Raw genomic sequence first — 23,797 nt, forward strand, 5'->3', positions numbered from 1 at the left:
TTCGGCGAATACATGCAGTGGCGGGCTCGTAGCGGCTTGATGCTACAAGCCCGTCTCATGCGTGGTGTTAGTGGTCTTGCCCCCGCCGCTAGCCCTTACCCGCCGCACATGCCGCCGTCTTTTCAATCACTGCGGCTCATACCACGAGTACGTCGCAAGCGTGCTTATCGGCGGCGTGCCGATCTGCAAGGTGATGTCGCGCAGCGAGGTCAGTTCGATGTTGCGCAGGTCGCCCATGTAGCGACGCGAATCGCCGTTGTCGTTGATATACGCCACCACGTTTCCGCTAATGCCCGCGACATTCGTGCTGGACAGCGGCTGACCCCAGATGTCGAAGAACTGGCCTAGCGTGAACGTCTTCACGTTCGGCGTTTCGATATGGATGATGCCGGTCTGGTCGTGCGTATGCATTTCATAATTGCACTGCGAAAGAATGCCCACGTTCGCCGGCAGCGCGAGCCATTGGCCGTCCTTGATGATCGCGAGATGCGCGTGCACGTGGTACAGCTCGCTCATTCCGGCGGCACAGATCAAGCCGTCGACCGCAGCACCGGTGCCGCCCGTCGATGTATTGCCGTTCGGCCAGTACGCGGTGCCCACCAGGCCTCCGTATGTGAGAGTGATCGGCTTGGGGTCGAAGGGCGGCGGATCGGTCCATGCGTAGGTCGGAATCTGGGTCAACGGCGTGCCGATCATGATGGTGACCTCGCCATGCGGCGGAAGCACGAGACTCGCGGGATCGCCTTTGTATTGCGAAAGCGCGCCGCCATCGTTCACGTAGATGGTAACGGGCGATCCGCTCACGCCGGCGACGTTCGACGTGCCGAGGGTTTCGCCCCAGATCTGGAAAAACTGGCCGAGCGTGTACGACGCACCCGTGGTCGTATCCATACGGATCTTGCCGCTCGCATCGACGGTATGCAGCGGATAGGCGCAACCGGTCTGCGCGGCGAGAGTCGGGCCAACCGTGCCGATGTTGGCTGGCACCGCGAGCAGGCGGCCATTCTGATAGATCGATAGATGCGTGTACGTATAGGCGGTGCTGCGCAACGCGCAGTTCAGCCCGCTCACGGGCTGCCCGAGTCCGCCTGAGGACGTGGAACCCGTCGGCCAGTTCGCGTCGCCAAGCGTCGTGCCGTCTATTACGGGAGTTGCGGCGGCCAGGGTTGGTGTCGTCGTGCTCGTGTCCGACGCGCCGGATGCCGGCGCCGGTGCCGCCGCGCCGTTGGCGCCGGCATTCGTGGCGCCGCCGCCGCCTCCGCCGCCGCAACCCGCGAGGATCAGGAAGACGCCAATGGCGACGAATCGTGAGCCCAGCCGTTCCAACATCGCGTACTCCATGCCGTGGTTGAAGATGGATACGTAGAAATGCGTAGAAGCAGACATCGCGCTGACTTCGCGGCGTGCGTGGTTTCGCTGCTGGGACCGGCCGCAGCGGAATGCCGCGGCGCAGCCGGCGCATGCGCGCAAGCCCGCACGAAATCGGCAGATTCAGGGTAGCAGATGCGATCGAGAAACGAACCCGATGAATCACAACCTTTTGCGACTATTTATGTCGCATTTAGGGGTGTCGGCGGCGGCGTGAATGCGATCCGGGTTGACATGCGCCCCGGCTTCAACCGCACTTCGCCGAATGCTTCGTGGGCGCGGTCACCGCGCATTGAACGGTCCGCATATGTCGAACAACGGACGTATGCATCGGTTAAAGCGGCAGATCGTTCCGATACAAGTAAAATGCCGCTGTCGCCGCACCCTGCTGGCGTCGAACCCTTCCGTCAGCGATGCATGTCGATCTCCTCACGCTTTACCTTCTTATAATCGGAACGCTTTTCGCCAGTTCCGGCATGACGCTTTGGGAGCACCAAAGTCATCCCAGGCGAAGCAAGGAGTTGAGAGCACTGGCAGCGGCATACGCGACGCTCGCGACCGGCTGCGCGGCGGCGGTGTTTCGTCACGGTCTGCCCGGGGCGTGGGGCTCCGCGCTGAGCAACCTGGTCATTCTGACCGGTTACCTGTTGGTCCTGCACGGTGTCGCGTTGCTAAGCGGCCGACGATACCGGACCGCTTCGCTCGGGCTGCTCCTTGTCATGGCGCTGACGTGGGCAGTGGCCGGCGCGCGGTGGGAGAGCGCCGTGTGGGCGTACGTGAGCGCGCTCCCGATCGCGGTGGCGAGTGGCATGACGTCCCGCGAACTGCTTCGAAGCGATGACTTCAAAGCCTTCCAGTCGCGGCGTATCGCCGTGGCGGTGACGGGCATCCACGCACTCTTTTATGCCGCTCGGGCACTTGTTTTGCCGTGGCTTGCTGCGCGGTACGGAACGGGCCTGCTGTCGAGCGCCGGCGCAATCACGATGTACGAGGGCGTCCTGTATTCGGTCGTTTTGCCGATGACCCTGCTCAAGCTGATCCGCGAGGAAACGCATGGCCAACTCCTGCAGGAATCGCAGACCGATTACCTGACCCGTCTCGGGAATCGTAGATGGTTCTTCGAGGAAGGGGCGCGCGTCATCAGCAAAGTTGACGAAAGCCGACCTGTTTCGCTCCTTGCCCTCGACCTCGACCACTTCAAGAAGCTCAACGATCGCTACGGTCACAAGACCGGCGACGAAGTGCTCAAGTCGTTCGCGCAAGTTGCCCGCAGCGTGGTGGGGAACGAGGCCGTGCTTGCCCGAATCGGCGGGGAAGAGTTCGCTGCGCTATTGCCTCGCCATGACGAACTTCGCGCGCAAGAGGTGGGCGAAGCTATTGTCAGGCGCTTTGCACAGACTGTCTCGCACAGGGTGGACGGTGCCGAAATCCAGGCGACGGTCAGCGTCGGCCTCGCACATTCGGCAGATGCCGGTCAGTCGCTTGCCGAACTGCTAGCCGCAGCCGACGTGGCGCTATACCACGCCAAGTCGTTAGGCGGGAACCGGCTCGAAGGGGCGCAGAATGGCGCGCGCCTGAAAGTCGTCAGATAGCGGGTCGCACTGTCGCGGCCTGCGCATCAGGTAGCCGATGCCACCGTGCCGTTCGTGCCTGCGCACTAGCTCTCGCGCCTCGGTTCTTCGTCAACGGCAACGTGCCGAGAAGCCGCGTAGAGACAGACGATGCGTTTCATCGAGCACCTGTTGTTTCGACGGACACGGAATCAGGCTGCGGCCTGCGACCGCTCGAGCCATTCGTCGAGACCGATGCGGCCGAAACGCGCCTCGCCTAATGGCACTAGCGAAAGCTCCTCGACGCGGCCGCCGAAATAGCGCGCCTCCGGATCGCGCACGACCTCGCGCGGATCGCCGATCGCCTTCAGATAGCGCGCGATGATTTCGTCGAACGGCGCGCGTTGCGGACCCGCGATCTCGACGATGCCGTTGCGCGGCGCAGCAAGCGCGACATCGGCCACGATCGCGGCGACGTCGTCGGCCGCGATGGGCTGAAAGAGTCCCGGCGAAAGCCTGACCGTATTGCCTTCGACGCTCGACGCGGCAATGCCGCCGAGGAATTCCAGGAACTGCGTCGAACGAATGATGGTGTACGGGATACCCGAGGCCTCGATCAGCTTCTCCTGTGCGACCTTGGCGCGGAAGTAGCCGTTCTCCGGCGTCCTGTCGGTTCCCACGATAGAGAGCGCGACATGATGGCCGACGCCCGCAGCGGCCTCCGCTGCGTGAACGTTGCGGCCGGAAGCCTCGAAGAATTCGAGCACCGCCGTGTTTTCGAACGACGGCGAATTGGCGAGGTCGATCACCACTTGCGCGCCAGCGAGTGCCTCCTGAAGCCCTTCGCCGGTGATCGTGTCGATGCCGCATCTGGGCGACGCAGCCAGCACGTCGTGACCGGCGCCGCGCAGAATCGTGACGGTCTTCGAGCCGATCAGGCCGGTGCCGCCGATAACAACGATCTTCATGATCCACACTCCTTATGTCGTTAGCGGCAGGACGCCGCATCAACTCATGGTAGGCGGACGCCACGTGTCGCGGTAGGCACATGCGCGGACTCGCGGTGTTGTCTTTGCTGCATCAATCGCAATCCGGCCGCGGCGTGCATTTATCCGACGAACGCACAGTTCACTCGATGGCCGATAAAGCCGGCGCCGCCGTCACCACGGTCACGCATTGCGGATTCATCGCTCGCGTTTGCTCGGTCATATAGTCGACGAACACGCGGATGCGGGCGGGAAGGTGCTGGCGGCTCAGATAGCAGATGTAGTGACCTTCATCGTCGGGAGCATGCTGCGCGAGACAACTCAGCAAACGCCCCTCGCCGAGCAGGTCGCGCACCTGGTAGCCCGGCAACTGTGCGATGCCAAGACCGTCGAGCACCGCCTGCAGGATCAGATCGGGGTCGTTGAACGTGTGCTGCGCGGCGGGCTGATGCCGCTGTGGGCGGCCGTCCACCTTGAACTGCCAGCCCCTGACGCGACCCGAGGCGGTGCGCAGGTTGATGCAGCGATGATCCGCAAGCTCGACGACGTGGCGCGGCAAACCGTGAAGGCGCGCATAGGCGGGCGACGCGCAGACGATCATCTGCATCGCAATGAGCTGCCGCGCGACGATCCCGCTGTCTTCCATGCGCCCGTCGCGAAACGATACGTCGACGCGGTCGGCGGTGAAGTCGGCGGGACGGTCGTTCAGCAGCAATTCGAGCGTGATGTCGGGATAGCGCGAGTGAAAGCCGCGCAGCAGCGGCGCGACGATCCTGCGGCCGAAGCCGGACGTCGACGCAATGCGCAAATGCCCGCGCGGCGGCCCGCTGCGCAGCTCGCGCATGCCGTCGAGTGCCGCCACGATTTGCTCGATGCCTGGCTGGCAGCTCTCGTAGAAAAGTTCGCCCTCGCGCGTGAGCGACGTGCTGCGCGTGGTGCGCAGGAACAGGCGCACTTCGAGTTGCGCCTCGAGCTTCTGCACATTGCGGCTAACCGACGAGCGGCCGATGCCGAGACGGTCGCCCGCGCGGGCGAAGCTGCCTTCATTGGCGACGGCCAGAAATGAAACGACGCCGGCATACGTAGTCGCGAAGCTGCTGGAGAACGGGTCATGACTGCCGGTGACAGGGCGATTCGAACGGTAATCTGACATGCGGGCGCGAGTCGTGGAGTCCAAAACCGGCTAGACGTATCAGTACCGCCATTTGTGACGTTGCCTGCGGTTTTTGCGGCGCGGGCGCAGGCGCTGGCGCATGCACAGGCGCCGCGGTGCGTCGCATGCAGGGTCAGCCGTTCGCGTATGCCGCGGCAATGCGCGCGAGCTTGTCGGGATTACGCTGCACGAGGATACGGACAATACGTTCGTTATCCGTCTCGACCGATTGTGCCGATTCGAGTCTGCCTTCGATAAAGCGCAGCAGCGCCCACTGCCCGTTGAGCACCGCGAGCCTGACGCTGACTTCACTGCCGTAACGCCGCGATCCGGCGTAGAACAGTTGAGCGATCCTGCGGCCGCCGATCATCGGCTTGGGCACGCTCGGCACTTTGCCGCCGCCGTCGCCGATCAGCATGGCGTCTTCCGCAAGCAAGGCGTTGATCGCAGCGAAGTCGCCGCGCTCGACGGCCTGCGCGAACATCCGCAGCAGGCGATGATGCGTCTCCTGCGGCACGGCATAACGTGGCCGCTCGTCGCGCAGTTGCGCTTTAGCACGACTCACGAGCTGGCGGCAGGCCGCCTCGGTCTTGCCGATCGCATGGGCGACTTCGTCGTAATCGGCATCGAACACTTCGCGTAACAGGAATGCAGCACGCGCTTCCGGTGTCAGCCGTTCGAGCAACATCAGGAACGCGACGGAAACATCGTCGCTGCGTTCGACCGCTTCTTCCGGGGTTGCGTGCCAGCCGGTGATCTGCGGTTCGGGCAGCCAGGTGCCCGTATAGTGTTCGCGCTGTGTTTTGGCGGTGCGCAAACGGTCGATGCACACGCGTGTCGTGACCGCGACGAGCCACGCTTCCGCGTTGTCGATGCTTTCGCGGGCCGCCGTGTGCCAGCGCAGCCAGACGTCCTGCACGATATCCTCGGCTTCCGCTACCGACCCGAGCATCCGATAAGCGATTTTCTGCAAGCGCGGGCGGAGCCCGTTGAAGGCGCGCGCGTCCTCGTCCATGAACTGACATTCCGTTGCGTTGATACACGCCTCGCTCGACGAGCGGGCCGGCAACCGCATATTGCCACGGACAGGTTGCAGTGCGAGCAGCAAGCTGAAATGCCGGGAGACCCCGGGAGGACCGGGGCGCGTATCGGCGCGTGCCCGATGCGGCAGCCGCACCCACGCGCCGCGTGACGAGACGTCGCCCGTTCAGCCGAGCGCCACCACGGCGATCTCCACCAGCAACTCCGGCGCGGCAAGCTGCGCTTGTACCGTCGCGCGCGTGGGCGCGCAGCCTTGCGGAACCCACGCGTCCCATACTTCGTTCATGCCGGCGAAGTCGTGCGCGATATCCGCGAGCCACACCTGCGCGGAAACGAGCCTTGTCTTGTCGATGCCGGCTTTCTCCAGAAAGCCGTCGATTTTCTCCAGCACTTTCGCGGTCTGGACTTTCACGTCGGGCGTGTGATCGGCGGAAGTCTGGCCGCCGATGAATACGAGGCCGGCAGCCTTGACGACGCGGCTCATACGTTGACTGGTTTCGATGCGGACGATATCGGTCATGACAATGTCTCAGGTTGAGGTCGAACGAAGCCGCCGCGCGCTTTCATCCAAAGGCGCGACAGAGCAGAAAAACAGAAACGGCTTAGTGCGTCGCGAGATGCGCAGCGCACGTAGGAGAAGACGCCACCTTGCGCTCGAAGCGGTCGATCGCGAACGCATCGAGCGAAATGGACGGCGTGCCGTCGAGCATCAGTTCGGACACGAGCTTGCCGCATCCGGGTCCGAGCTGAAAACCGCTGCCGCAATAGCCGAACGAGTAATACAGATTCGACGCCTTGCGGCTCGCGGAAATCACCGGCAGTTCGTCTTCGGTGAACGCTTCGACGCCGGCCCACGCGCGGTTCACGCCGAGATCGCGCAGATGAGGAAACAGATCGGTCACGGTGCGCGCGCTGCGCACGAGGCGAGCGAAATCGACTTCGCCGTGACGGTTCGTCAGATCCGCGAGGCCGATCAGCTTTCCGCCGATCACCACCGTGCCGTTGTCGAACTGCTTGAAGGACAGCGGCCGGCCCGTTGCACCGAGCGTCGCACGACAGAAGGGCGCGACGCGATGCGTGACCATCAGCATCAGACCTTCGGGATGCACGGGCACAGGTTCGCCCACCTGCCTGGCCAGTTCGCCGGACCACGCGCCCGCGGTGACGAGCAACTGGTTCGCGCTGAAGGTGCCGCGCGGCGTGGTGGCGAACCAGCGCGTGCCGCGCTGTTCGATGTGGCGCACGGCCGTGCCTTCCAGAAAATGCGCGCCAAGCCGCTGCGCCGCGAGCCGGAACGCAGTGGTAGTTCGATAGGGCAGCGCGTAACCGTCGCGCTCGACCCAGATGCCGCCCGTCACATGCCGCGCGAGCGCGGGTTCGAGTTCGAGCACGCTTTCGCGGTCGATCACTTGCTCATGCGTGAATCCATGCGATTCGAGCAGCGCGACGCGCTCGCGGCATGCTTGGAGTTCGTCATCGGTTTCGGCGATCTTCAGCTGACCGGAAGGCACGAAGCCGCCATCCTCGCCGAGCAGATCGGTCATGCCGTGCCAGATTTCACGCGACATCAGCGCAAGCGGAATCTCGGGCAATGGACGGCCCAGTGTGCGCACGCCGCCCGCGTTCACGCCCGACGAATGACGCGCGACATAATCGGCCTCGAGCACGATCACCTTCGCGCCGCGCCGCGCGAGATGAAGCGCGCTGCTCGTGCCATGCAGCCCGCCGCCGACCACGAGGACATCGGCTTCGCGGATGTCGGTCGTGTCATTCACCGGCGAGTTCTCCGAGCGTGAGCGGCTTGATCGGCGGACGGATGCGGTAGTAGCCGACTTCGGCGGGCGAGACGCGGCGCGCGTCGGCGATCACTTCCGTCACCGTCAGACCGCACATGCGGCCCTGACACGGACCCATGCCGCAGCGTCCGAACGACTTTGCCTGATTCGGTCCGACGCAGCCAAGCTCGACGAACTTGCGCAATTCGCCCGCGGTCACTTCCTCGCAACGGCATACGATGGTCTCGTCGCGCGGAATGCGGTTGATGTCGCGCGGGCGGTAAAGGCTGTCGAGAAACGGCCGGATACGCATGACGCCCGCCAGCGCGCGGCGATGCTCGACGGCTTCGGCATCGCGCGAGGCAGCGGTGATCGCGCCGAGTTGCGCGGCCACGGCGAGCCCGGCGAGCGTGCCCTGCAAGGCCGCTGCCTGTGCGCCGCCGATGCCCGCGCCATCGCCCGCGACAAAAATGCCGGGCACGTCCAGCTCGCCCCAGGCGTCGAGGGTCGGGGTGAAGCACAGTTGGCTGTTGTCCCAGCGGTGCGACGCGCGCAGCGCCTGCGTGAATTGCGTGTTCGGCACCACGCCCTGATGCAGCAGGATCACATCCGCTTCGAGACGATGCGCGGTGCCCTGGGTCGTGAAATGAAGCGCGGCGGCGCGCTCCACATGATCGGTGCCGATGCGCGCTTCGACGCGCAGATCGTCGGCTGCCTCGAAAATCGGCACGCCCGCATTGCGCAGCGTGCGGATCAGTTGCAAGCCTTTGCTCAGGAACGGCCACGCGCGCAGCGCAGCCAGCATGTGACGCTTCGCGCGCCAGCGGTCCTCGTGGCGCGTGGTGTCGACCAGCGCGCGGATCGGCACGCCGGCGCGCACGTACTGCCAGCCGAGCAGATACAGCAGCGGTCCGCAGCCGGCGAGCACCGGCGGCGCGGCGGGCACTTCGCCCGCACTCTTCAGCAGGATCTGCGCCGCGCCTGCGGTCAGCACCCCAGGCAGCGTCCAGCCGGGAATCGGAAAGGGCCGCTCCAGCGCGCCGCTCGCCAGGATCACGCATTGCGCGTCGAAGCTGCCGATCTTGCTGTCCCTCAGATAATTGACGCCGCGCTCGCGTGTGACCTGCCACACCGTTGCATTCGTCAGATGGCGCGCGCCCGAGGCGGCGAACGCATCGGCGATGGCCGCTCCCGCCGCGTAGTCGGGTCCTAGAATCTCCTTGCGGCGCGCATCGGCGCGGCCGATGCTGCGATAAATCTGGCCGCCCACGGCGTCCTGTTCGTCGATCAACACGGTCTTCAGGCCGGCGCGCGCCGCGCGCGTCGCCGCGCTCATGCCCGCGGGACCGGCACCGATTACGACGACGTCGACCGTTTCGGGAGCGAAATCAGCGGCCATGTGCGTTCTCCATCGGTGCGTCGGTCAAGTTCGCGGGCGGCAGGTCGCGCGCGCCTTCCTGCGAGCGGATTCGCATGCCCGCCTTGACCTCGACCATGCAGGCCTGGCGGCTCGGCACGCCGTCGATTTCGACAAGGCATTCGAAGCATGCGCCCATCATGCAGAACGGTGCGCGCGGCGCGCCGGAAACCGGCGTCGCGCGAAAACGCGAGACGCCCGCCGCAAGCAGCGCCGCTGCGACGGAGCGGGCATCGGGCACGGTCAGCGGCTGATCGTTGAACCAGATCGCGACGTTCGCGCCGGCCGCCCCTTGGGCGCCGGCCAGCGGCTTGAAAAGGGTATGAGTTGGCGTCTGAGTTGGCGTCTGAGTCGATTGAGTAGTCATGTCGAATTCAATGGGCGGATGTCAGTTCGCTCGCGTGCTCGAAGCGTCGCGCGGAGAAGGTGGGCAGTTCGTCGGGCATCGGCGCGCCCATGATCCACGGCGCGACACGCAGCGCATGCGCGGCCGCGAGCGTCACGCCGCTATGGCAGGTGACGACAAACGCGCCAGGGTGAGCCTCGGACTGGTCGTAGATCGGAAAGCCGTCGGGACTGTAGACGCGCAAGGCGGCCCACATACGCACGAGCCGCACGTGTTGCAGCATCGGAAATGCACGCACGCCGCGCCGGGCGATGTCGGCAAGGACCTGCGTGGTCGTGAAATCGTTGAAGCCGACTTCTTCCATTGAATCGCCGAACTGCACGCTGCCCTCGTCGGTCTGGCGCACGTTGAGCGTCGGATAGTCGAGAAACGGCGCCACGCGCTCGCTCACCAGCACCTGGCCGCGATTCGGTGCGACCGGCGCGTTAAGCCCGACGAAGGGCGCAAGCGCGCGATTGCCGAGGCCCGCGGCGAGTACGACCTTTGAAGCGCGATAGGTTCCGCGTTTCCCGTGCACGACGAAGCCGCGCCCTTGCGCTTCGATGCGTTGCGCCCGTTCGTCCGACACTAGCCGCACGCCGCGCGCCTGCATCGCGGTATGCAGCGCGCGCAGCAGCTTGAGCGGATTGACGTGACCGTCCATCGGCGTATAACTCGCACCGATCACCGCCCGGCCGACTTGCGGAATGTGCGCGCGGACATCGGCGGCATCGAGCATCCGATACGGGTAATCGCCCAGTTCGGCTTGCAGGGTAGAGAGGCGCTTGTCGCGTTCGGCGAGTTCGTCGTCGTTGAAGCAGAAGTGAAAGCCGCCCGGCTGTTTCAACGCCACGTCGATGCCGCTCTCCTGCAGCAACGTCTGCGCGAGTTGCGGCCAGCGCGTGGCCGAGCTGCGGGACCAGCGTGCATACGGAGACAGGCCATAGCCCTTGCCCTGAATCCAGACGAGGCCGAAGTTGCCGCGCGACGCGCGAAAGCCGCCGTCGTCCTCATCGAGCACGGTCACTCGCGCGCCTTCGCGGGCGAGTCCGTAGGCCACGGCGGAACCCACGAGGCCGCCGCCTACGACTATCACGTCCGCGAGCGCATCGGGCCTTGCGGTGCTTGTCAATGTCATCGGGCTTCTCCGATCAGAATGCGGTCGAGTCCGACCATGCGGTCGAGCAAAACCATCAGCACGACTGTGCCGACGATCAGCACCGCCGACACCGAAGCGACCAGCGGATCGATCGTCTGCGCGATCTGGTTGTACATGGCGACGGGCAGCGTAGTGGTGCCGGGCGTGGCGACGAAGATGGTCATCGTCAGTTCGTCGAAACTCTGGATGAACGAGAGCACCCAGCCGCCCGCCACGCCGGTGCGGATCATCGGCAGGACCACGCGGCGAAACGCGGTGAAACGGCTCGCGCCGCAGGAGAGCGCTGCGCGTTGCGCATCGCGATCGAGGCCCACGGCCGACGACAAGGCGAGCCGCAGCGCATACGGCAACACGATGACGACGTGCGCGCACACCAGCGACCAGAACGAGCCGGACAGGTGCAGCAGCGACAGAAAGCGCAGAAACGCGATGCCGAGCACGACGGCGGGAATCATCATCGGCGAGAGGAAGAAGCTCGTGAGCGCGGCGCGGCCCGGAAAGCGATAGCGCGCGATGGCGAGCGCGGCGGGCACCGCGAGCAGCACGCCGATGGTCGCCGCGGCGAACGCGAGCCGCACCGACAGCCAGAACGCCGAGACGATGTCGCCGTTCTCGATGATCGCGCGGAACCAGCGCAGCGACGCGCCATCGAAAGGCATCGAGATAAAGCCCTTGTCGGTGAATGCCACGAGCATTACGACCACGAGCGGCGCAAGAATGAAGCTCAGGAAAAACGCGTTATAGACGAGGCCAGCCATGCCGTTCTGTTTCATGATCGCTCTCCTTCGCTCAATCGAAGATGTGCCGGAAGCGGCGTTCGGCTAGACGGCTGCAGCCCGTCACGATCGCGACGTTGGCGATCAGCAGCAGTACGGCGATACTCGCGCCAAGCGGCCAGTTGAGCGTGCCGAGGAACTCGTCGTAGGCGGCCGTGGCGACGACCTTCAGGCGCCGCCCGCCGATCAGCGCGGGCGTGGCGAACGCCGAGGCCGACAACGCGAACACGATGATCGAGCCCGACAGGACGCCCGGCATGATCTGCGGCAGCACGACACGGCGAAACACCGCGAACGGCGAGCCCCCGAGCGAGCGCCCGGCCCATTCCACTTGCGGGTCGAGCTTCTGCATGGTCGCCCAGACCGACATCACCATGAAGGGCACCAGCACATGGGTCAGCGCAATGATCACGCCGGTCATCGTGAACACGAGGCGGATCGGCTCATCCGTGATATGCAGCGACTGAAGCACGTTGTTCAGCACACCGTTGTTGCCGAGCAGAATCTGCCAGCCGAGCGTGCGCACCACGACGGAAATGAGCAGCGGCCCAAGCACGACCAGCAGGCACAGCGACTGCCACGGACGCTTCATCCGCGCGAGCACGATGGTTTCCGGCACGCCGAGCACGATGGACAGCAGCGTGACGGCGAACGCGAGGCCGGCAGTACGCAGGAAGATCGTGCCGTAATACGGGTCGCTGACCACTTCCCAGTAGTTCGTGAGCGTATAGGCAGAAGTGACGCCCGCCGTATCGCTGAACACGCGGAATGACAGCATCAGCGTGAGCAGCAGCGGCACCAGCAACAGGCCGACGAAAAGCAGCAGCGCAGGCCCCGATAGCAACCACGGCGCGGCGCCTGGGCGGTCGTCGTCAAGCGTGGCCATGTGCGCCCTCCTGACCGTCTTGCGTGAGCACGCGCAGGTCGTCGTCGGTCCATGCGAGGCCGACTTCGTCGCCTTCGTCGGGCGGCGGCGCGCCGTGGTTCGGCTGCGCGACACGCAGCTTGCCGAGTTCGGTGTCCACTTCGAGCAGCCATTGATTGCCGACGAACACACGCGTCGCGATGCGGCCGCGCAAACGCGCATCGCCGTTCGCAAGATGAACCTTTTCCGGGCGGATATAGACATGCACCGCGCCGTCGACATGCCGGCCTTCGTGCGGGACGTGCAGTGTCGTGCCCGCGACGTCGACCTCGGCGCAACGCGGATTGCGGCGCAACACTTCGCCGGAGAACGCATTGGTGCGGCCGAGGAACGTCGATGCGAACGGCGTGGCGGGACGCTCGTAGGCGTCATACGGCGTGCTCAGTTGCGCAATGACGCCGCGATGCATGACCGCGATCCGATCGCTCATGGTCATCGCCTCGACCTGATCGTGCGTGACCAGAATCGTCGTGATGCCGAGGCGCTTCTGGATCGCGCGCAGTTCGATGTGCATCTCTTCGCGCAGCTTGGCGTCGAGGTTGGACATCGGCTCGTCGAGCAGCAGCAGTTCGGGCTCCATCGCGATGGCGCGCGCAATCGCCACGCGCTGCCGCTGGCCGCCCGACAGCTCCTTCGGATAGCGATGCCCTAGGCCCTTCAGGCGCACGAGAGACAGCGCTTCGGCAACCCGCTCTTCGCGCTCCTTGCGCCTGACCTTGCGCATCTCCAGCCCGAAGCCGACGTTGCCCGCCACCGTCATGTGCGGAAACAGCGCGTAGCTTTGAAACACGACGCCGATGCCGCGCTTTTCGGGGCGCTCGTTGGTAATGTCGCGGCCATCGAGCAGAATGCGGCCCGTGGTCGGCGCGACGAAGCCCGCGACCATTTGCAGCGTCGTGGTCTTGCCGCAGCCGGACGGACCCAGCAGCGCAAGCAGTTCACCGCGTTCGACGTCCAGATCGATGTGTTCGATCGCCGTGAAATCGCCGTAGCGTTTGGAGATGCCTTGCAAAGTCAGAAAGGCCATACGCCTCGCTCCTTCATCAGATCGCGCGCCGCGCGGGGAACTTGCCGGTGCCGCGCATCAGCGCTCGACTGAACGGTTCCAGCGCTCCGTCCATTCCGTGCGATGCTGGTTGATCGTCGCCCAGTCCATCGCGGTCAGCTTCGAGATCTGGTCGGGGCCGTACGGCACGCGTGCGGCGACTTCGGGCGTCAGCTTCACCGTCTTGTTGACCGGGCCGAGACCGATGCCTTGCGCCTGCAATACCTGCACTTCCGGGGTCAACAGGTACTGCACGAACTGCTGCGACAACTGCGGCTGCGCATTTTCGGCGACCACGCATGCCGCTACCTGCAACGCAACCGCACCTTCCTTCGGGTAGACGAACTTGAGCGGAAAGCCGGTGTTCTGCAACGCGACCGCGCGACCGCTGCCATACGGCGCGAGAATCACGTCGCCGGATTGCATCTGGCCGTCCATCTCGCCGGGCGTCGGTGCCCAGGACAGCACGTTCGGCGCGACCTGTTTCGTCATCGCGGCAAAGCCCGGATCGATGTTCTTCTCGCCGCCGCCGGACAGACGTGCGAGCATCACGAGCGTATGCAGGCCATACGTGTTGGTGATCGGCGGCACCCCGAGCTTGCCCTTGATGCGGCTGTCGGTAAGCGACTTCCACGAATCGGGCGGCGGCAGGCCCGCCTTTTTGAACGCCTCTTCGTTGTAGCCGATGCCGGTCGCCACCATGCCGACGCCAATCGAGGTCGGGCCGAGCTTCGCGAGCGGGTAGACGTCCTTCATCACGGGCGCGTCGTCGAGCTTTGCGCATAGATTGAGTTGCATCGCCTGATACATGGGGCCATCGTCCATCACCGCGACGTTGATCTGCTGGTGGCCTTTCTGCGCCTGGAGCTTGGCAAGCGTATCGCTTGAATTTCCCGCGACGTAGACGATCTTGACGTTGTGCGCCTTCTCGAACGGCGGAATGATTTTCTGCCGGTAGACCTGCTCGTTGGAACCGCCGACGTTGGCGACATAGAGCGTCGTCTCGGCCTGCGCGACGAGCGGAGCGGCAAGGCTCAAAGCGAGGGAGAGGGTCGCGATGGCGGTACGGGACGGGGCGGGTAGGCGGCGATGCAACGCTCTTTTCATGACGACGATCTCCAGTTCCGGTGTGTGGGGGCGGGCTTCCCGGCCCGTCGGTGAAAAGCAGTGTCGCGCCGGCTGGTCATGTCGTCCAATACGAATAAAATACCTATCCATGCATGGATGATATGGATTCAAAGGCATTCGCCTGGGGAAAACACGCATGAATCTCAAGCACATCGAGGCGTTTCGCGCGGTGATGGTGTCGGGGTCGATGACCGCCGCGGCCAAGGCGCTTTTCACGTCGCAGCCGAACGTGAGCCGGCTGATCGCGCAGCTGGAGCGCGATACGGGCCTGCAACTTTTTCAGCGCAGCGGCGTGCGGCTGATTCCGACGAGCGAGGGCGAGGCGTTCTTTCGCGAAGTCGATCGAGCTTTCGTCGGCTTGCAGGGGCTGGCGAATGCGGCCGCGCAGATTCGCAACCTCGGCAGCGGGCGTTTGCGCATCGCGGCCATGCCTTCGGCGGGCATGACGCTGGTGCCGCATGCGATCAAGCGCTTCGTCGAGCGGTTCCCTGATGTGACCGTGTCGCTTCACGTGAATACGTCGGCTACGGTCAATCATTGGACGGCCTCGCAGTTTTGCGACCTCGGCGTAGCGGTGTACGTGAGCGAGGCGTCCGATTGCGAGGTCGAACAGCTATCTGACGTGGCTGCGGTTTGCGTGATGCCGGCCGCGCATCGGCTCGCGGCAAAGCGCAGCATCAAGCCCGAAGATCTGGAGGGCGAGTCGTTTATTTCGCTGTGTCACGGCGACGGCACCCGCGCGTTAATGGACGAAGTGTTTCAGCGTGCGGGCGTGCAGCGTGTGCTGGCAATTGAGGCTCAGTACACCGCGATGTGCTGCGAGATGGTTCGTCACGGCATGGGCGTGACGCTCGCGCATCCTATCGTCGCGCGCGACTATGCGGGCCCGGATATCGCGATTCGTCCGTTCGTGCCGGCGACGCGCTTTCAGACCTATCTGCTGTTTCCGCCGCATAGGCCGCGTGAGCGGCTCGCGTTGGCGTTCGTGGAAGTCTTGCGCGGGTTGCATGATGAACTGCTGGCGGAAGTCGTGCCGCCGGCGCGCAGTGGCGCGGCTCGCGGGCGGGCGAAGCCGCGAGTGGGGGCTTAAGGAGATTCGCTTTCAGGCGCGCGGGTCAGCCGTTCGCCACGCTCACAAGTTTCTGACTGGCTTCGCCGGTCCAGCGCTTGACTGTGCCCGCGTCGATATCGAACAGGTCCAGCACGCGTCCAAGCGTGTGGTCGATCATCGATTGCAGATTGTCGGGCCGCGCGTAGAACGCCGGCACCGGCGGATAGATGATCGCGCCCGTTTCGGTTGCGGCCGTCATATTGCGCAGATGCCCCAGATGCAGCGGCGTTTCGCGCACCATCAGCACGACTCGCTTGCGCTCCTTCAGCATCACATCTGCGGCGCGCGATAGCAAAGAACCCGTATTGCCGGTCGCTATCTCGGCCAGCGTCTTCATCGAACACGGCGCGACGATCATGCCGTCGACGCGAAACGAACCGCTCGAAATCGCCGCGCCGATATCGGCGTTGGGATAGTGCTCATGAGCGAGCGCCTGCACGTCGGCTGTGCGCAGGTCCGTTTCGTAGGCGAGTGTCATTTGCGCCGAGCGGCTCATGACCAGATGCGATTCCACATCGAGCGCGCGCAGCATTTCCAGCAGCCTGACGCCATAGACGACGCCGGAAGCGCCGCTGATTCCCACCACGATACGTTTGCGTCGGTCCATTTCATCGTCTCTCGTTGATCCGCAGTGCGGCATGTTCGTGTGTCTGCGCGTTCAGGTTGCACGAGATGCGCCGCGTCCATCAAACGAAATCTGTTCATGCGTGGCATGAGGCCCGTTCATTGTCCGTGGATGAAATCCGTTCATGACGTACATGAGAAATCAGCGTTTGCGAGGGGAGGGCGTTCTGCCTCAGTCTGCGCTCACCGTCGTTCCCCTTGATCATTCACCGGACAGTCATGAAAAATTTCCCTTCTTTCCAGACACATTTGCAGGCCCTGGATGAAAAAGGCCTTGTCGTCCACGTACACCGCGAAATCAACAAGGACACCGAACTCCATCCGCTCGTGCGCTGGCAGTTGCGCGGCGGTATTCCCGAGTCGGATCGCAAGGCGTTCATATTTCATAACGTCGTTGATAGCAAGGGACGCCGGTATGAGCTGCCGGTCGTAGTGGGGGCGTTGTCGATCAACCGCGAGGTGTACTCGATCGGCATGGGCGTGCCCGTCGATCAGATCGGCAAGAAGTGGCAGCAGGCGAAGGGCAATCCGATCGCGCCCGTCGTGGTGCAGGAAGCGCCGTGCCAGGAAGTGTGCTTTATCGGCGATGAGCTCGACGTCGACGGTCAAGGCCTCGAACATCTGCCGATTCCGATCTCGACCCCGGGCTTCGACAACGCGCCGTATACCACGTGCTCGCAGTACATCTCCGTCGATCCGGAAAACGGCGTGCAGAACATGGGCACGTATCGCGGACAGATCAAGGGCAAGCGCCGTGTCGGCTGCAATCCGTCGATCGAGATGGGGCAAGGCATCTATCAGCATTGGCTCAAGTACAAGGCAATGGGCCAGCCGATGCCCGCAGCGCTCGTGATCGGCGGTCACCCGGCAGTCTCGTTCTGCTCGGTACAAAAGCTGCCTATCGACGTCGATGAACTGGGCGTGGCTGGCGCGATTCTAGGCGAACCGCTGCGCGTGGTGAGGTGCAAGACCAACGATCTGCTCGTGCCTGCCGACGCCGAAATCGTGATCGAAGGCTTCGTGCCGACCGATACGCTCGAACCCGAAGGGCCATTCGGCGAATCGCACGGTCACGTGAATCTGCAGGAATTCAATCCGTACATGAACGTCACCGCGATTACGCGGCGCAAGAACGCGCATCTCGTGTCGATCATCAGTCAGGTTACGCCGAGCGAAAGCTCGCTCGTCAAGAAGGTCGCCTTCGAGCCGCTGTTTCTCGACCATCTGAAGAATTCGCTGCGAATCGCGAGCGTCGAGAAGGTCGTGATGCACGAGCCGCTGACCAATTTGCGCAAGCTCGTCATCGTCGTGTTCAGCGAGAAGGCAACGGAGACGGAGATCTGGCGCGCGCTGATGGGCGCGGCGTCGTTGCAGCCGGCCGTCGGCAAGCTGGTCGTTGCTGTTAGCAACGACATCAACCCCGAAAACAGCGACGCAATCTTCTGGTCGATGAGCTACCGGATGAACGCGATCAAGGACGTACAGATCCTGCACGGCCGCGACACCGGGCATGGTCCGCGCACGTCGGGCGCGGAGCGCGGCGACGACGCAGTGGATGGCGTGATCCTGATGAACGCGACACGCAAGGAGAAACTGCCGCCGCTCTCGCTGCCCACACGTGAGTACATGGAAAACGCGAAGGCGATCTGGGAAGAACTCGGCCTGCCGGCGCTGCGGCCCGAATGGCCGTGGTACGGCGTGTCGATGGGCGACTGGGACGAGCGCAACGAGGCGATGGCGCAGCGCGCCGTGAAGGGCGAGTACTTCGAGACTGGCGAGGAACAGACGCGTCAACGCGTCGGGCCCGAGTGGATCAACAAGGACTCGGACTGGTTCTTCGCCGAAAAGAAGGACATGTAAGGCGCCGCTGTAGCGGCCTTTTCCCGAAGCAGTAAAGGAGTGTCTCGCGCGGTGCGGGCGGCCTGCGGTTTTCCAACCGCAGGCCGGCGCACGTCGCTTCGAGCGGGATGCTTCTGTACACCCGCGGTGGACGGCGCAGGAAGCGTCACGTCCTGCACGTCCCGCCATATCAATAGAACGACATCGATGGAGGAGATATGCACGAAAAAGGAGGAGTAGTCCCCGCTCAACGCGTAGGCATTTTGACGCGCTCGCTCGCAGCACTGACCTTGCTGGGACTTTCGAGCGGCGCGGCGTATGCGCAAAGCAGCGTCACGTTATACGGGTCACTGGATGGCGGCTTGCGCAATCTCGTGAACGGAACAAAAGCAGGCGGCGCTGCGCTGACGATGGCGTCGAACGGCGTCTACAATTCGAACCGCTGGGGCCTGGAGGGTAAGGAAGATCTGGGAGGCGGCTATTACGCGCGCTTTAATCTGGAAGCAGGCTTTGTACTTTCGACCGGTGCGAACAACAACACGAATAATCAGATCTTCCAGCGCACGTCGACCGTCGGTATCGGCGGACCGTTCGGGCAGATCGACATTGGCCGGCAATATACGTTGCAGCATTTCGTGGTCAAGGACTTCGAGCCGTTCGACTTCCATTACCTCGGCATTACCGAGTCTACTGCGGTGTCGGGCGGCAATACCGGACGCGATGACAACGACATCAACTATCGCGGCATTTTCGGACCGTGGGTGGTTCGCGGCGAGTACGCGCTGGGCGGCGTGCCCGGCAGCGCCGCACATGGTTCCACACTCGCCGGCGGCCTGAATTATCGTAGCCGCACGCTCAAATTGGGCGCGGGCTACACCCACAAGTCGAATCCGCTGATGGCGACCTCGAGTGAATATTTCAGCAACGAGCAATACACCGCAGGCGGCACAGTGACAGTGGGGCCAGTCGATGTAATGGCCGGCTATTCGCTGGATTTGCAGGACACGCCCGCCTCCGCGCGCAGCATGACGCGCAATCAATACCTGTGGGGCGGCGTGCGCTATCAGGCCACGCCGTTTTTCAGCGTGACGGCCGCGTATTACGACAATAAGAACAAGACCGGCGGCGTGGACGGCAGAAAAGATGTGGCGATTATCGGCATCGACTATCTGTTGTCCAAGCGCACCGAGCTTTATGCGGACATCGACTACACGCATTTCACCGGCGTTTATGTCAGCAATTCGACGTTGAACGCGTCGGGCCACCAGAAGCAGACGGGTATCTCTTTTGGTATGAACCACTGGTTCTAGCAGTACTTTGCTTTCCAATCGACGCAACTGGAAAAACCGGTTGGAACCTCGCAGGTTTCAACCGGTTTTCTTCTTGCGCGCAAAGTAGGTAGTGCCTACTCAGTGATCGTCGAGCGATCCTTGCGCATTGAAGTGCGAGCGAATGGTCTTCGTGTAATGCAGAAATGCGGGCGTGGCCATCACTTCGAGTGAACGCGGACGCGGCAGATCGATGTCGTAGATCGCGGCAATCGAGCCCGGCCGCTCCGACATCACCAGTACCCGGTCCGATAGAAATACCGCTTCGGGAATGCTATGTGTAATGAGCAGCACGGTTTTCCTCGATTCGAGCCAGATACGCTGTAGTTCCATATTCATGCTTTCGCGCGTCATTGCATCGAGCGCGCCGAACGGTTCGTCCATCAACAGAACCGACGGCTCATGCAGCAGCGCGCGGCAGATCGAGACGCGCTGTTGCATGCCGCCGGAAAGCTGCCACGGATACTTTTCCTCGAAGCCCTTGAGACCCGCCATGTCGATCAGCCGCATCGCCTTTTCGCGCGCCTCGCGCTTCGGCATGCGGCGCATTTCCGCCTGCAACAGAATGTTGTCGAGCACGTTGCGCCACGCCAGCAGTACGGCGCTCTGGAATACGATACCTACGTTCTTTTGCGGCCCGCGAATCGGCTGACCGGACAGGGTCATCGTTCCCGATGAAATCGCCTCAAGCCCGGCGACCATCTTCAGTAGTGTGCTTTTGCCGCATCCGGACGGTCCCACGATCGAGACGAACTCCTGCTCGCGAATCTCGAAGTCGAGCGGTTTCAACGCTTCCATCATGCCCTGAGCGCTGCGATAGCTCTTGGTCACGCCGCGCAGTTCTATCAGCGGCCTGGCAGGCGCGGGCGCGGAAAAAGATCGGTGGTGCTTGTCGTCAAGCTTCAGTACGGTGGTCATAGCGGGCCGGTTTCAGGTGAACGGGGAACGATGCGGCGGCCTTATCGCCGCTCATGTGGCTCATGTGGTTCATGCAGATCACGGAACGAATGCGCCGGTGTAGTACTTCGCGGGCGCGTTCGCTGCGGGGTCGAGCTTGCTGTACCGCACGATCGCGGCCACGGAGTCGTCGATATTCTTCGTGCTGACGTGGAAGATCGGCGCCTTCTCCGTTTCCGGCGTGCGATAGAAGGGGATCGTCGCCTTGAGCGTGCGGATCATCGTGTCGCGTGAACCAGCGGCGGGCAGCGTTTTGAGCAGCGCATCGACGGCCGCGGCCGGGTCTTTTTCGCTGTCGTCCACCGATTTCGCCGTCGCGCGCATGAAGCGTTTCAGCAGATCGGCATGGTCCTTGATCGTGTCGTCGCGCGCGATAATGCTAAGCGTCGCCACATTCACGTTGTAGTCGGCGAACAGAATGGCGCGTGCGGGTTTCTTCGTGGCCTGCTCGACAGAGATAAGCGGGATCGTTGCGAAGCCGACCAGCAGATCGGCCTGGCCGGTGATGACGGCGTTGATGGTGGTCTGCGGATTGCCCGTAATGGTCTTGAAGTCCGAGTCCTTCAGGCCCACCTTGTTCATGAACATCGTCCATATCTGCGACGACGCATCGCCGGGCGCAACCGCTACCGTTTTGCCCTTGATGTCCTGCGGCGTTTTGATGTTCTTCTCCGCGAGGCCCACCACGGAGGTCGGGTTTTCCTGCATGAGAACGCCGATCGCCTTCACGGGTGCGCCCATTGCAGCGACCTTGACCATCGTGCTGAAGTCCGCATAGCCAATATCGACGTTATGCGTCGCCACCGCCTGCACGGTCGGTCCCGAACCATGTCCCTCCATCAGCTTGAGGTCGATGCCTTCGGCGTCGTAGTAGCCTTTCACCTTGCCGAGATAGAACGGCGCCACCGCGCCGTTGACCGTGTAGTTGAGCATCAACGTCAGCGAATCTTTCGCGTGGGCGACATTGCTTGCGCAGCAGACCGCGGCAAAACTCAGCGCGGCCGCCATGCGCGTCGGCTTTCGTGATTTCATGGTGTCTCCTTCCTGTGCCCGATGGACTGGGTACTGCATGCTTATTGATGTGGATGGTCAAAGCGCAAGCGGCGCATGCGTGACGTGCGTTACGTGCGTTACGTGCGTCCGAGCAGACGCGAGCGATGCGACGCATGCCACGGAATAGCGATGCGCTCCAGCATGTCGATTGCGACGAACAGCAGCGCGCCGATCACCGACAGCACGACCAGCGCCGAGAAGATCAGAGGCTGGTCGAAGTTGCCGTTTGCACGTTGCAGCACGAAGCCGAGCCCCGAGTTGGCCCCGACGAATTCGCCGACCACCGCGCCGACCACTGCAAGCGTGATCGACACTTTCATGCTGGCGAAAATCGCGGGCAGCGCGTGCGGCAAGCTGATCTTGAAGAAGGTTTTCACGGGCGAGCTGCCCATCGACTTCGCGAGATCGATCAGATCTTTTTCGACCGATTTGAAACCCAGCACTGTCGACACCACGACCGGAAAGAAGCCGAGCAGGAAAGCAACGAGCATGCGCGGAAAAAGTCCAAAGCCGAACCAGACGACGAACAGCGGCGCAATCGCCACTTTCGGAATGCTCTGTGAAAACACGACGAGCGGATACAGGTAGCTCTCGATCAATGGCGACGCGGCGACCAGCATCGCGATCGGCACGCCGATCAATACCGACAGCGCGAAGCCGCCGAGCGTCGCGTACAGCGTCGGCAGCGACTCTTCCAGCAGCATCGACCATTGCGCGGCCATCTGATGCAGGATCGATTCGGGCGTGGGCACCAGATACGGTGGAATCTTGAAGACGCGTATGACGAGATCCCATGCGAGCAGGATCACCACGATCAGCAGCAGCGGACGGACCCACTGCGAGTTCAGGAATTTCCTGGTGAAGTTCACGGCATTCGACCTTTGTGGTTGGGAAGCTGGAAAAAGGCGCGCAATCGCGCGATCGGCTAGAGGCCAGGCCGCGGCGGCAGTACGTGCAACCGGCAAGGCGCGCCGTTCTCACACGCCTGTTGCGGTATTGCAGTGTTGCGCCGACATATGCAGGCATGCGCCGGCGCGCTGTGCCACGCTGCTCGCAGCAAGATTGACGGCGAGCCAGGCGCCGGGCAAACGCTAATTGTTCATGCCGCATATGAGAGAAATTCATCCGCTGCCACATGAGCGGCGCGAAGCGCGCGGAGTCGCTCATGTCATGGAACGCTCGTTCGCAGCCGATGAATTGTTTTCATGCTTTACATGAAAGATCGTCGTTTGCCGGGCCTGTGGGTAACCCGCAATATCCGGCTGCGGGCTCGATAACCCGAACTCGAACCCATCCGACAGCCAGTGGAGTACGCAATGAATCAACCGACCCATCCCGACGTCGTGTCGTCGCACGTTACCGTGAGGGACAGCACGCGAATCGGCTACAACCTCTACGGCGCGAAGGAAAACACGGTGCGCGTGGTGCTCGTGCATTCGCTCGCAATGGACCGTCACTTCTGGACGCCCGTCGTCGAGCGTCTGCTGCCACGGGCTTCCGTGCTTGCCATCGACGCGCGCGGGCACGGCGCGTCGGACAAGCCGACGGGCCCATACACCGTGTCGCTGTTTGCTCAGGACGTGTACGACGTGCTGCGCGCGACGGACTTTCGCAACGTGCTGATAGCGGGCGCCTCGATGGGCGGGTGCGTCGCGTTGCAGTTCGCGGCCACTTGTCCCGACGCGATCGCCGCGGGCCTGATCGACACGACCGCATGGTACGGCGAAAGCGCGCCGCAAGACTGGAACGTGCGCGCCGAAAAAGCCGAAAGCGGCGGCCTCGCGCCGCTGGTCGGCTTTCAGACGACACGCTGGTTCAGCGACCCGTTCCGCACCGAGCATCCCGACGTGGTGCAGCGCTGCGTCGATACCTTCTTGCGCAATGACGTTGCTGCGTTCGCCGCGACGGGCCGCATGCTCGGTTCGTTCGACGGCCGCGCGCTGATGAAAGACGTCAAAGTGCCGACATGCGTGATCGTCGGCGAAGAGGACTATGCGGCGACGCCTGCGATGGCGCGCGCACTTCACGCGGGCATTGCCGGTTCGACGTTCACGGAGATCCCGAAAGCGCGGCACCTTACGCCGCTGGAGACGCCGGACATCGTCGCTCGCGAACTGCACACGCTGCTCGATCGCGCAGGCTGTGCCCGTTAGATCGATCGACAAACGCGCAGAAAC

The 23,797-nt window shown here is 63.4% G+C and carries 22 protein-coding genes; 5 read left to right on the forward strand and 17 right to left on the reverse strand.

Translation table 11 applies throughout. The annotated features are described in order from the left end of the window. Positions 1-126: 126 nt before the first annotated feature. On the reverse strand, positions 127-1,329 hold the full coding sequence (locus F759_RS37000; protein WP_027798181.1) for a hypothetical protein: 1,203 nt from the start codon (positions 1,327-1,329) through the stop codon (positions 127-129). 452 nt (positions 1,330-1,781) lie between these two features. Here F759_RS37000 and F759_RS0100900 point away from each other — a divergent pair, with 452 nt between their 5' ends. Further along, on the forward strand, positions 1,782-2,960 hold the full coding sequence (locus F759_RS0100900) for a GGDEF domain-containing protein (RefSeq protein ID WP_027798182.1): 1,179 nt from the start codon (positions 1,782-1,784) through the stop codon (positions 2,958-2,960). A gap of 170 nt (positions 2,961-3,130) precedes the next feature. Here F759_RS0100900 and F759_RS0100905 read toward each other — a convergent pair whose 3' ends face one another. From F759_RS0100905 to F759_RS0100960, 12 genes are all read right to left on the reverse strand, one after another. Beyond that, positions 3,131-3,886: an SDR family oxidoreductase gene (locus tag F759_RS0100905; RefSeq protein ID WP_027798183.1), complete on the reverse strand. Its 756-nt coding sequence runs from the start codon at positions 3,884-3,886 to the stop codon at positions 3,131-3,133. Positions 3,887-4,046: 160 nt separating this feature from the next. Continuing rightward, positions 4,047-5,057, reverse strand: a complete 1,011-nt coding sequence (locus F759_RS0100910; RefSeq protein WP_027798184.1) for a LysR family transcriptional regulator — start codon at positions 5,055-5,057, stop codon at positions 4,047-4,049. 133 nt (positions 5,058-5,190) lie between these two features. Then, a complete protein-coding gene (locus tag F759_RS0100915) occupies positions 5,191-6,072 on the reverse strand; it encodes an RNA polymerase sigma-70 factor (RefSeq protein ID WP_027798185.1) in 882 nt (293 codons plus the stop codon). A gap of 192 nt (positions 6,073-6,264) precedes the next feature. Beyond that, positions 6,265-6,618, reverse strand: coding sequence for a RidA family protein (locus F759_RS0100920; protein ID WP_027798186.1), 354 nt, complete (start codon positions 6,616-6,618; stop codon positions 6,265-6,267). Between the two features lie 82 nt (positions 6,619-6,700). After that, on the reverse strand, positions 6,701-7,873 hold the full coding sequence (locus F759_RS0100925) for an NAD(P)/FAD-dependent oxidoreductase (RefSeq protein ID WP_027798187.1): 1,173 nt from the start codon (positions 7,871-7,873) through the stop codon (positions 6,701-6,703). Then, positions 7,866-9,272 carry an FAD/NAD(P)-dependent oxidoreductase gene (locus F759_RS0100930; protein WP_027798188.1) on the reverse strand — a complete coding sequence of 469 codons (1,407 nt, stop codon included), beginning with the start codon at positions 9,270-9,272 and terminating at the stop codon, positions 7,866-7,868. The genes F759_RS0100925 and F759_RS0100930 overlap by 8 nt, the downstream gene beginning before the upstream one ends. Continuing rightward, positions 9,262-9,657: a (2Fe-2S)-binding protein gene (locus F759_RS0100935; protein WP_027798189.1), complete on the reverse strand. Its 396-nt coding sequence runs from the start codon at positions 9,655-9,657 to the stop codon at positions 9,262-9,264. The genes F759_RS0100930 and F759_RS0100935 overlap by 11 nt, the downstream gene beginning before the upstream one ends. A 7-nt stretch (positions 9,658-9,664) precedes the next feature. After that, the gene (locus F759_RS0100940; protein WP_027798190.1) at positions 9,665-10,813 is read right to left on the reverse strand and encodes an NAD(P)/FAD-dependent oxidoreductase; all 1,149 of its coding nucleotides are present in this window, start codon (positions 10,811-10,813) and stop codon (positions 9,665-9,667) included. After that, positions 10,810-11,607 carry an ABC transporter permease gene (locus F759_RS0100945; protein ID WP_027798191.1) on the reverse strand — a complete coding sequence of 266 codons (798 nt, stop codon included), beginning with the start codon at positions 11,605-11,607 and terminating at the stop codon, positions 10,810-10,812. Before F759_RS0100945 ends, F759_RS0100940 begins: the two co-directional genes overlap by 4 nt. A gap of 16 nt (positions 11,608-11,623) precedes the next feature. Continuing rightward, on the reverse strand, positions 11,624-12,496 hold the full coding sequence (locus F759_RS0100950) for an ABC transporter permease (RefSeq protein ID WP_027798192.1): 873 nt from the start codon (positions 12,494-12,496) through the stop codon (positions 11,624-11,626). Continuing rightward, entirely contained in the window at positions 12,483-13,562 is a 1,080-nt protein-coding gene (locus F759_RS0100955) for an ABC transporter ATP-binding protein (RefSeq protein WP_027798193.1), read from the reverse strand. The genes F759_RS0100950 and F759_RS0100955 overlap by 14 nt, the downstream gene beginning before the upstream one ends. Before the next feature lie 57 nt (positions 13,563-13,619). After that, positions 13,620-14,687, reverse strand: coding sequence for an ABC transporter substrate-binding protein (locus F759_RS0100960; protein ID WP_027798194.1), 1,068 nt, complete (start codon positions 14,685-14,687; stop codon positions 13,620-13,622). 157 nt (positions 14,688-14,844) lie between these two features. Here F759_RS0100960 and F759_RS0100965 point away from each other — a divergent pair, with 157 nt between their 5' ends. Then, positions 14,845-15,798: a LysR substrate-binding domain-containing protein gene (locus F759_RS0100965; protein WP_027798195.1), complete on the forward strand. Its 954-nt coding sequence runs from the start codon at positions 14,845-14,847 to the stop codon at positions 15,796-15,798. A 25-nt stretch (positions 15,799-15,823) separates the two neighbouring features. On the opposite strand, the gene F759_RS0100970 is transcribed toward F759_RS0100965, so the two are convergent. Then, positions 15,824-16,426, reverse strand: coding sequence for a UbiX family flavin prenyltransferase (locus tag F759_RS0100970; protein WP_027798196.1), 603 nt, complete (start codon positions 16,424-16,426; stop codon positions 15,824-15,826). A 236-nt stretch (positions 16,427-16,662) separates the two neighbouring features. Here F759_RS0100970 and F759_RS0100975 point away from each other — a divergent pair, with 236 nt between their 5' ends. Both F759_RS0100975 and F759_RS0100980 read left to right on the forward strand, forming a co-directional pair. Next, positions 16,663-18,303 (forward strand): UbiD family decarboxylase, encoded by a 1,641-nt coding sequence (locus tag F759_RS0100975; RefSeq protein ID WP_027798197.1) that lies wholly within the window; start codon positions 16,663-16,665, stop codon positions 18,301-18,303. A 197-nt stretch (positions 18,304-18,500) separates the two neighbouring features. Further along, on the forward strand, positions 18,501-19,592 hold the full coding sequence (locus F759_RS0100980) for a porin (protein WP_027798198.1): 1,092 nt from the start codon (positions 18,501-18,503) through the stop codon (positions 19,590-19,592). A gap of 99 nt (positions 19,593-19,691) precedes the next feature. On the opposite strand, the gene F759_RS0100985 is transcribed toward F759_RS0100980, so the two are convergent. The 3 genes from F759_RS0100985 to F759_RS0100995 form a co-directional block, all read right to left on the reverse strand. Beyond that, on the reverse strand, positions 19,692-20,528 hold the full coding sequence (locus tag F759_RS0100985; protein ID WP_027798199.1) for an ABC transporter ATP-binding protein: 837 nt from the start codon (positions 20,526-20,528) through the stop codon (positions 19,692-19,694). Between the two features lie 78 nt (positions 20,529-20,606). Beyond that, positions 20,607-21,599: an ABC transporter substrate-binding protein gene (locus F759_RS0100990; protein WP_027798200.1), complete on the reverse strand. Its 993-nt coding sequence runs from the start codon at positions 21,597-21,599 to the stop codon at positions 20,607-20,609. 98 nt (positions 21,600-21,697) lie between these two features. Then, positions 21,698-22,489, reverse strand: a complete 792-nt coding sequence (locus tag F759_RS0100995) for an ABC transporter permease (RefSeq protein WP_027798201.1) — start codon at positions 22,487-22,489, stop codon at positions 21,698-21,700. 447 nt (positions 22,490-22,936) lie between these two features. Here F759_RS0100995 and F759_RS0101000 point away from each other — a divergent pair, with 447 nt between their 5' ends. Then, entirely contained in the window at positions 22,937-23,773 is an 837-nt protein-coding gene (locus F759_RS0101000) for an alpha/beta fold hydrolase (RefSeq protein ID WP_027798202.1), read from the forward strand. The last annotated feature ends 24 nt before the right edge of the window (positions 23,774-23,797 follow it).

Source organism: Paraburkholderia dilworthii, from assembly GCF_000472525.1.
In the GTDB taxonomy this organism is placed as follows: Bacteria; Pseudomonadota; Gammaproteobacteria; order Burkholderiales; family Burkholderiaceae; genus Paraburkholderia; species Paraburkholderia dilworthii.

Coding starts and splice junctions, on each gene's coding strand:
- F759_RS37000 (WP_027798181.1), bottom strand. CDS start 1,329: ATGTTGGAACGGCTGGGCTCACGATTCGTCGCCATTGGCGTCTTCCTG.
- F759_RS0100900 (WP_027798182.1), top strand. CDS start 1,782: ATGCATGTCGATCTCCTCACGCTTTACCTTCTTATAATCGGAACGCTT.
- F759_RS0100905 (WP_027798183.1), bottom strand. CDS start 3,886: ATGAAGATCGTTGTTATCGGCGGCACCGGCCTGATCGGCTCGAAGACC.
- F759_RS0100910 (WP_027798184.1), bottom strand. CDS start 5,057: ATGTCAGATTACCGTTCGAATCGCCCTGTCACCGGCAGTCATGACCCG.
- F759_RS0100915 (WP_027798185.1), bottom strand. CDS start 6,072: ATGGACGAGGACGCGCGCGCCTTCAACGGGCTCCGCCCGCGCTTGCAG.
- F759_RS0100920 (WP_027798186.1), bottom strand. CDS start 6,618: ATGACCGATATCGTCCGCATCGAAACCAGTCAACGTATGAGCCGCGTC.
- F759_RS0100930 (WP_027798188.1), bottom strand. CDS start 9,272: ATGGCCGCTGATTTCGCTCCCGAAACGGTCGACGTCGTCGTAATCGGT.
- F759_RS0100935 (WP_027798189.1), bottom strand. CDS start 9,657: ATGACTACTCAATCGACTCAGACGCCAACTCAGACGCCAACTCATACC.
- F759_RS0100940 (WP_027798190.1), bottom strand. CDS start 10,813: ATGACATTGACAAGCACCGCAAGGCCCGATGCGCTCGCGGACGTGATA.
- F759_RS0100945 (WP_027798191.1), bottom strand. CDS start 11,607: ATGAAACAGAACGGCATGGCTGGCCTCGTCTATAACGCGTTTTTCCTG.
- F759_RS0100950 (WP_027798192.1), bottom strand. CDS start 12,496: ATGGCCACGCTTGACGACGACCGCCCAGGCGCCGCGCCGTGGTTGCTA.
- F759_RS0100955 (WP_027798193.1), bottom strand. CDS start 13,562: ATGGCCTTTCTGACTTTGCAAGGCATCTCCAAACGCTACGGCGATTTC.
- F759_RS0100960 (WP_027798194.1), bottom strand. CDS start 14,687: ATGAAAAGAGCGTTGCATCGCCGCCTACCCGCCCCGTCCCGTACCGCC.
- F759_RS0100965 (WP_027798195.1), top strand. CDS start 14,845: ATGAATCTCAAGCACATCGAGGCGTTTCGCGCGGTGATGGTGTCGGGG.
- F759_RS0100970 (WP_027798196.1), bottom strand. CDS start 16,426: ATGGACCGACGCAAACGTATCGTGGTGGGAATCAGCGGCGCTTCCGGC.
- F759_RS0100975 (WP_027798197.1), top strand. CDS start 16,663: ATGAAAAATTTCCCTTCTTTCCAGACACATTTGCAGGCCCTGGATGAA.
- F759_RS0100980 (WP_027798198.1), top strand. CDS start 18,501: ATGCACGAAAAAGGAGGAGTAGTCCCCGCTCAACGCGTAGGCATTTTG.
- F759_RS0100985 (WP_027798199.1), bottom strand. CDS start 20,528: ATGACCACCGTACTGAAGCTTGACGACAAGCACCACCGATCTTTTTCC.
- F759_RS0100990 (WP_027798200.1), bottom strand. CDS start 21,599: ATGAAATCACGAAAGCCGACGCGCATGGCGGCCGCGCTGAGTTTTGCC.
- F759_RS0101000 (WP_027798202.1), top strand. CDS start 22,937: ATGAATCAACCGACCCATCCCGACGTCGTGTCGTCGCACGTTACCGTG.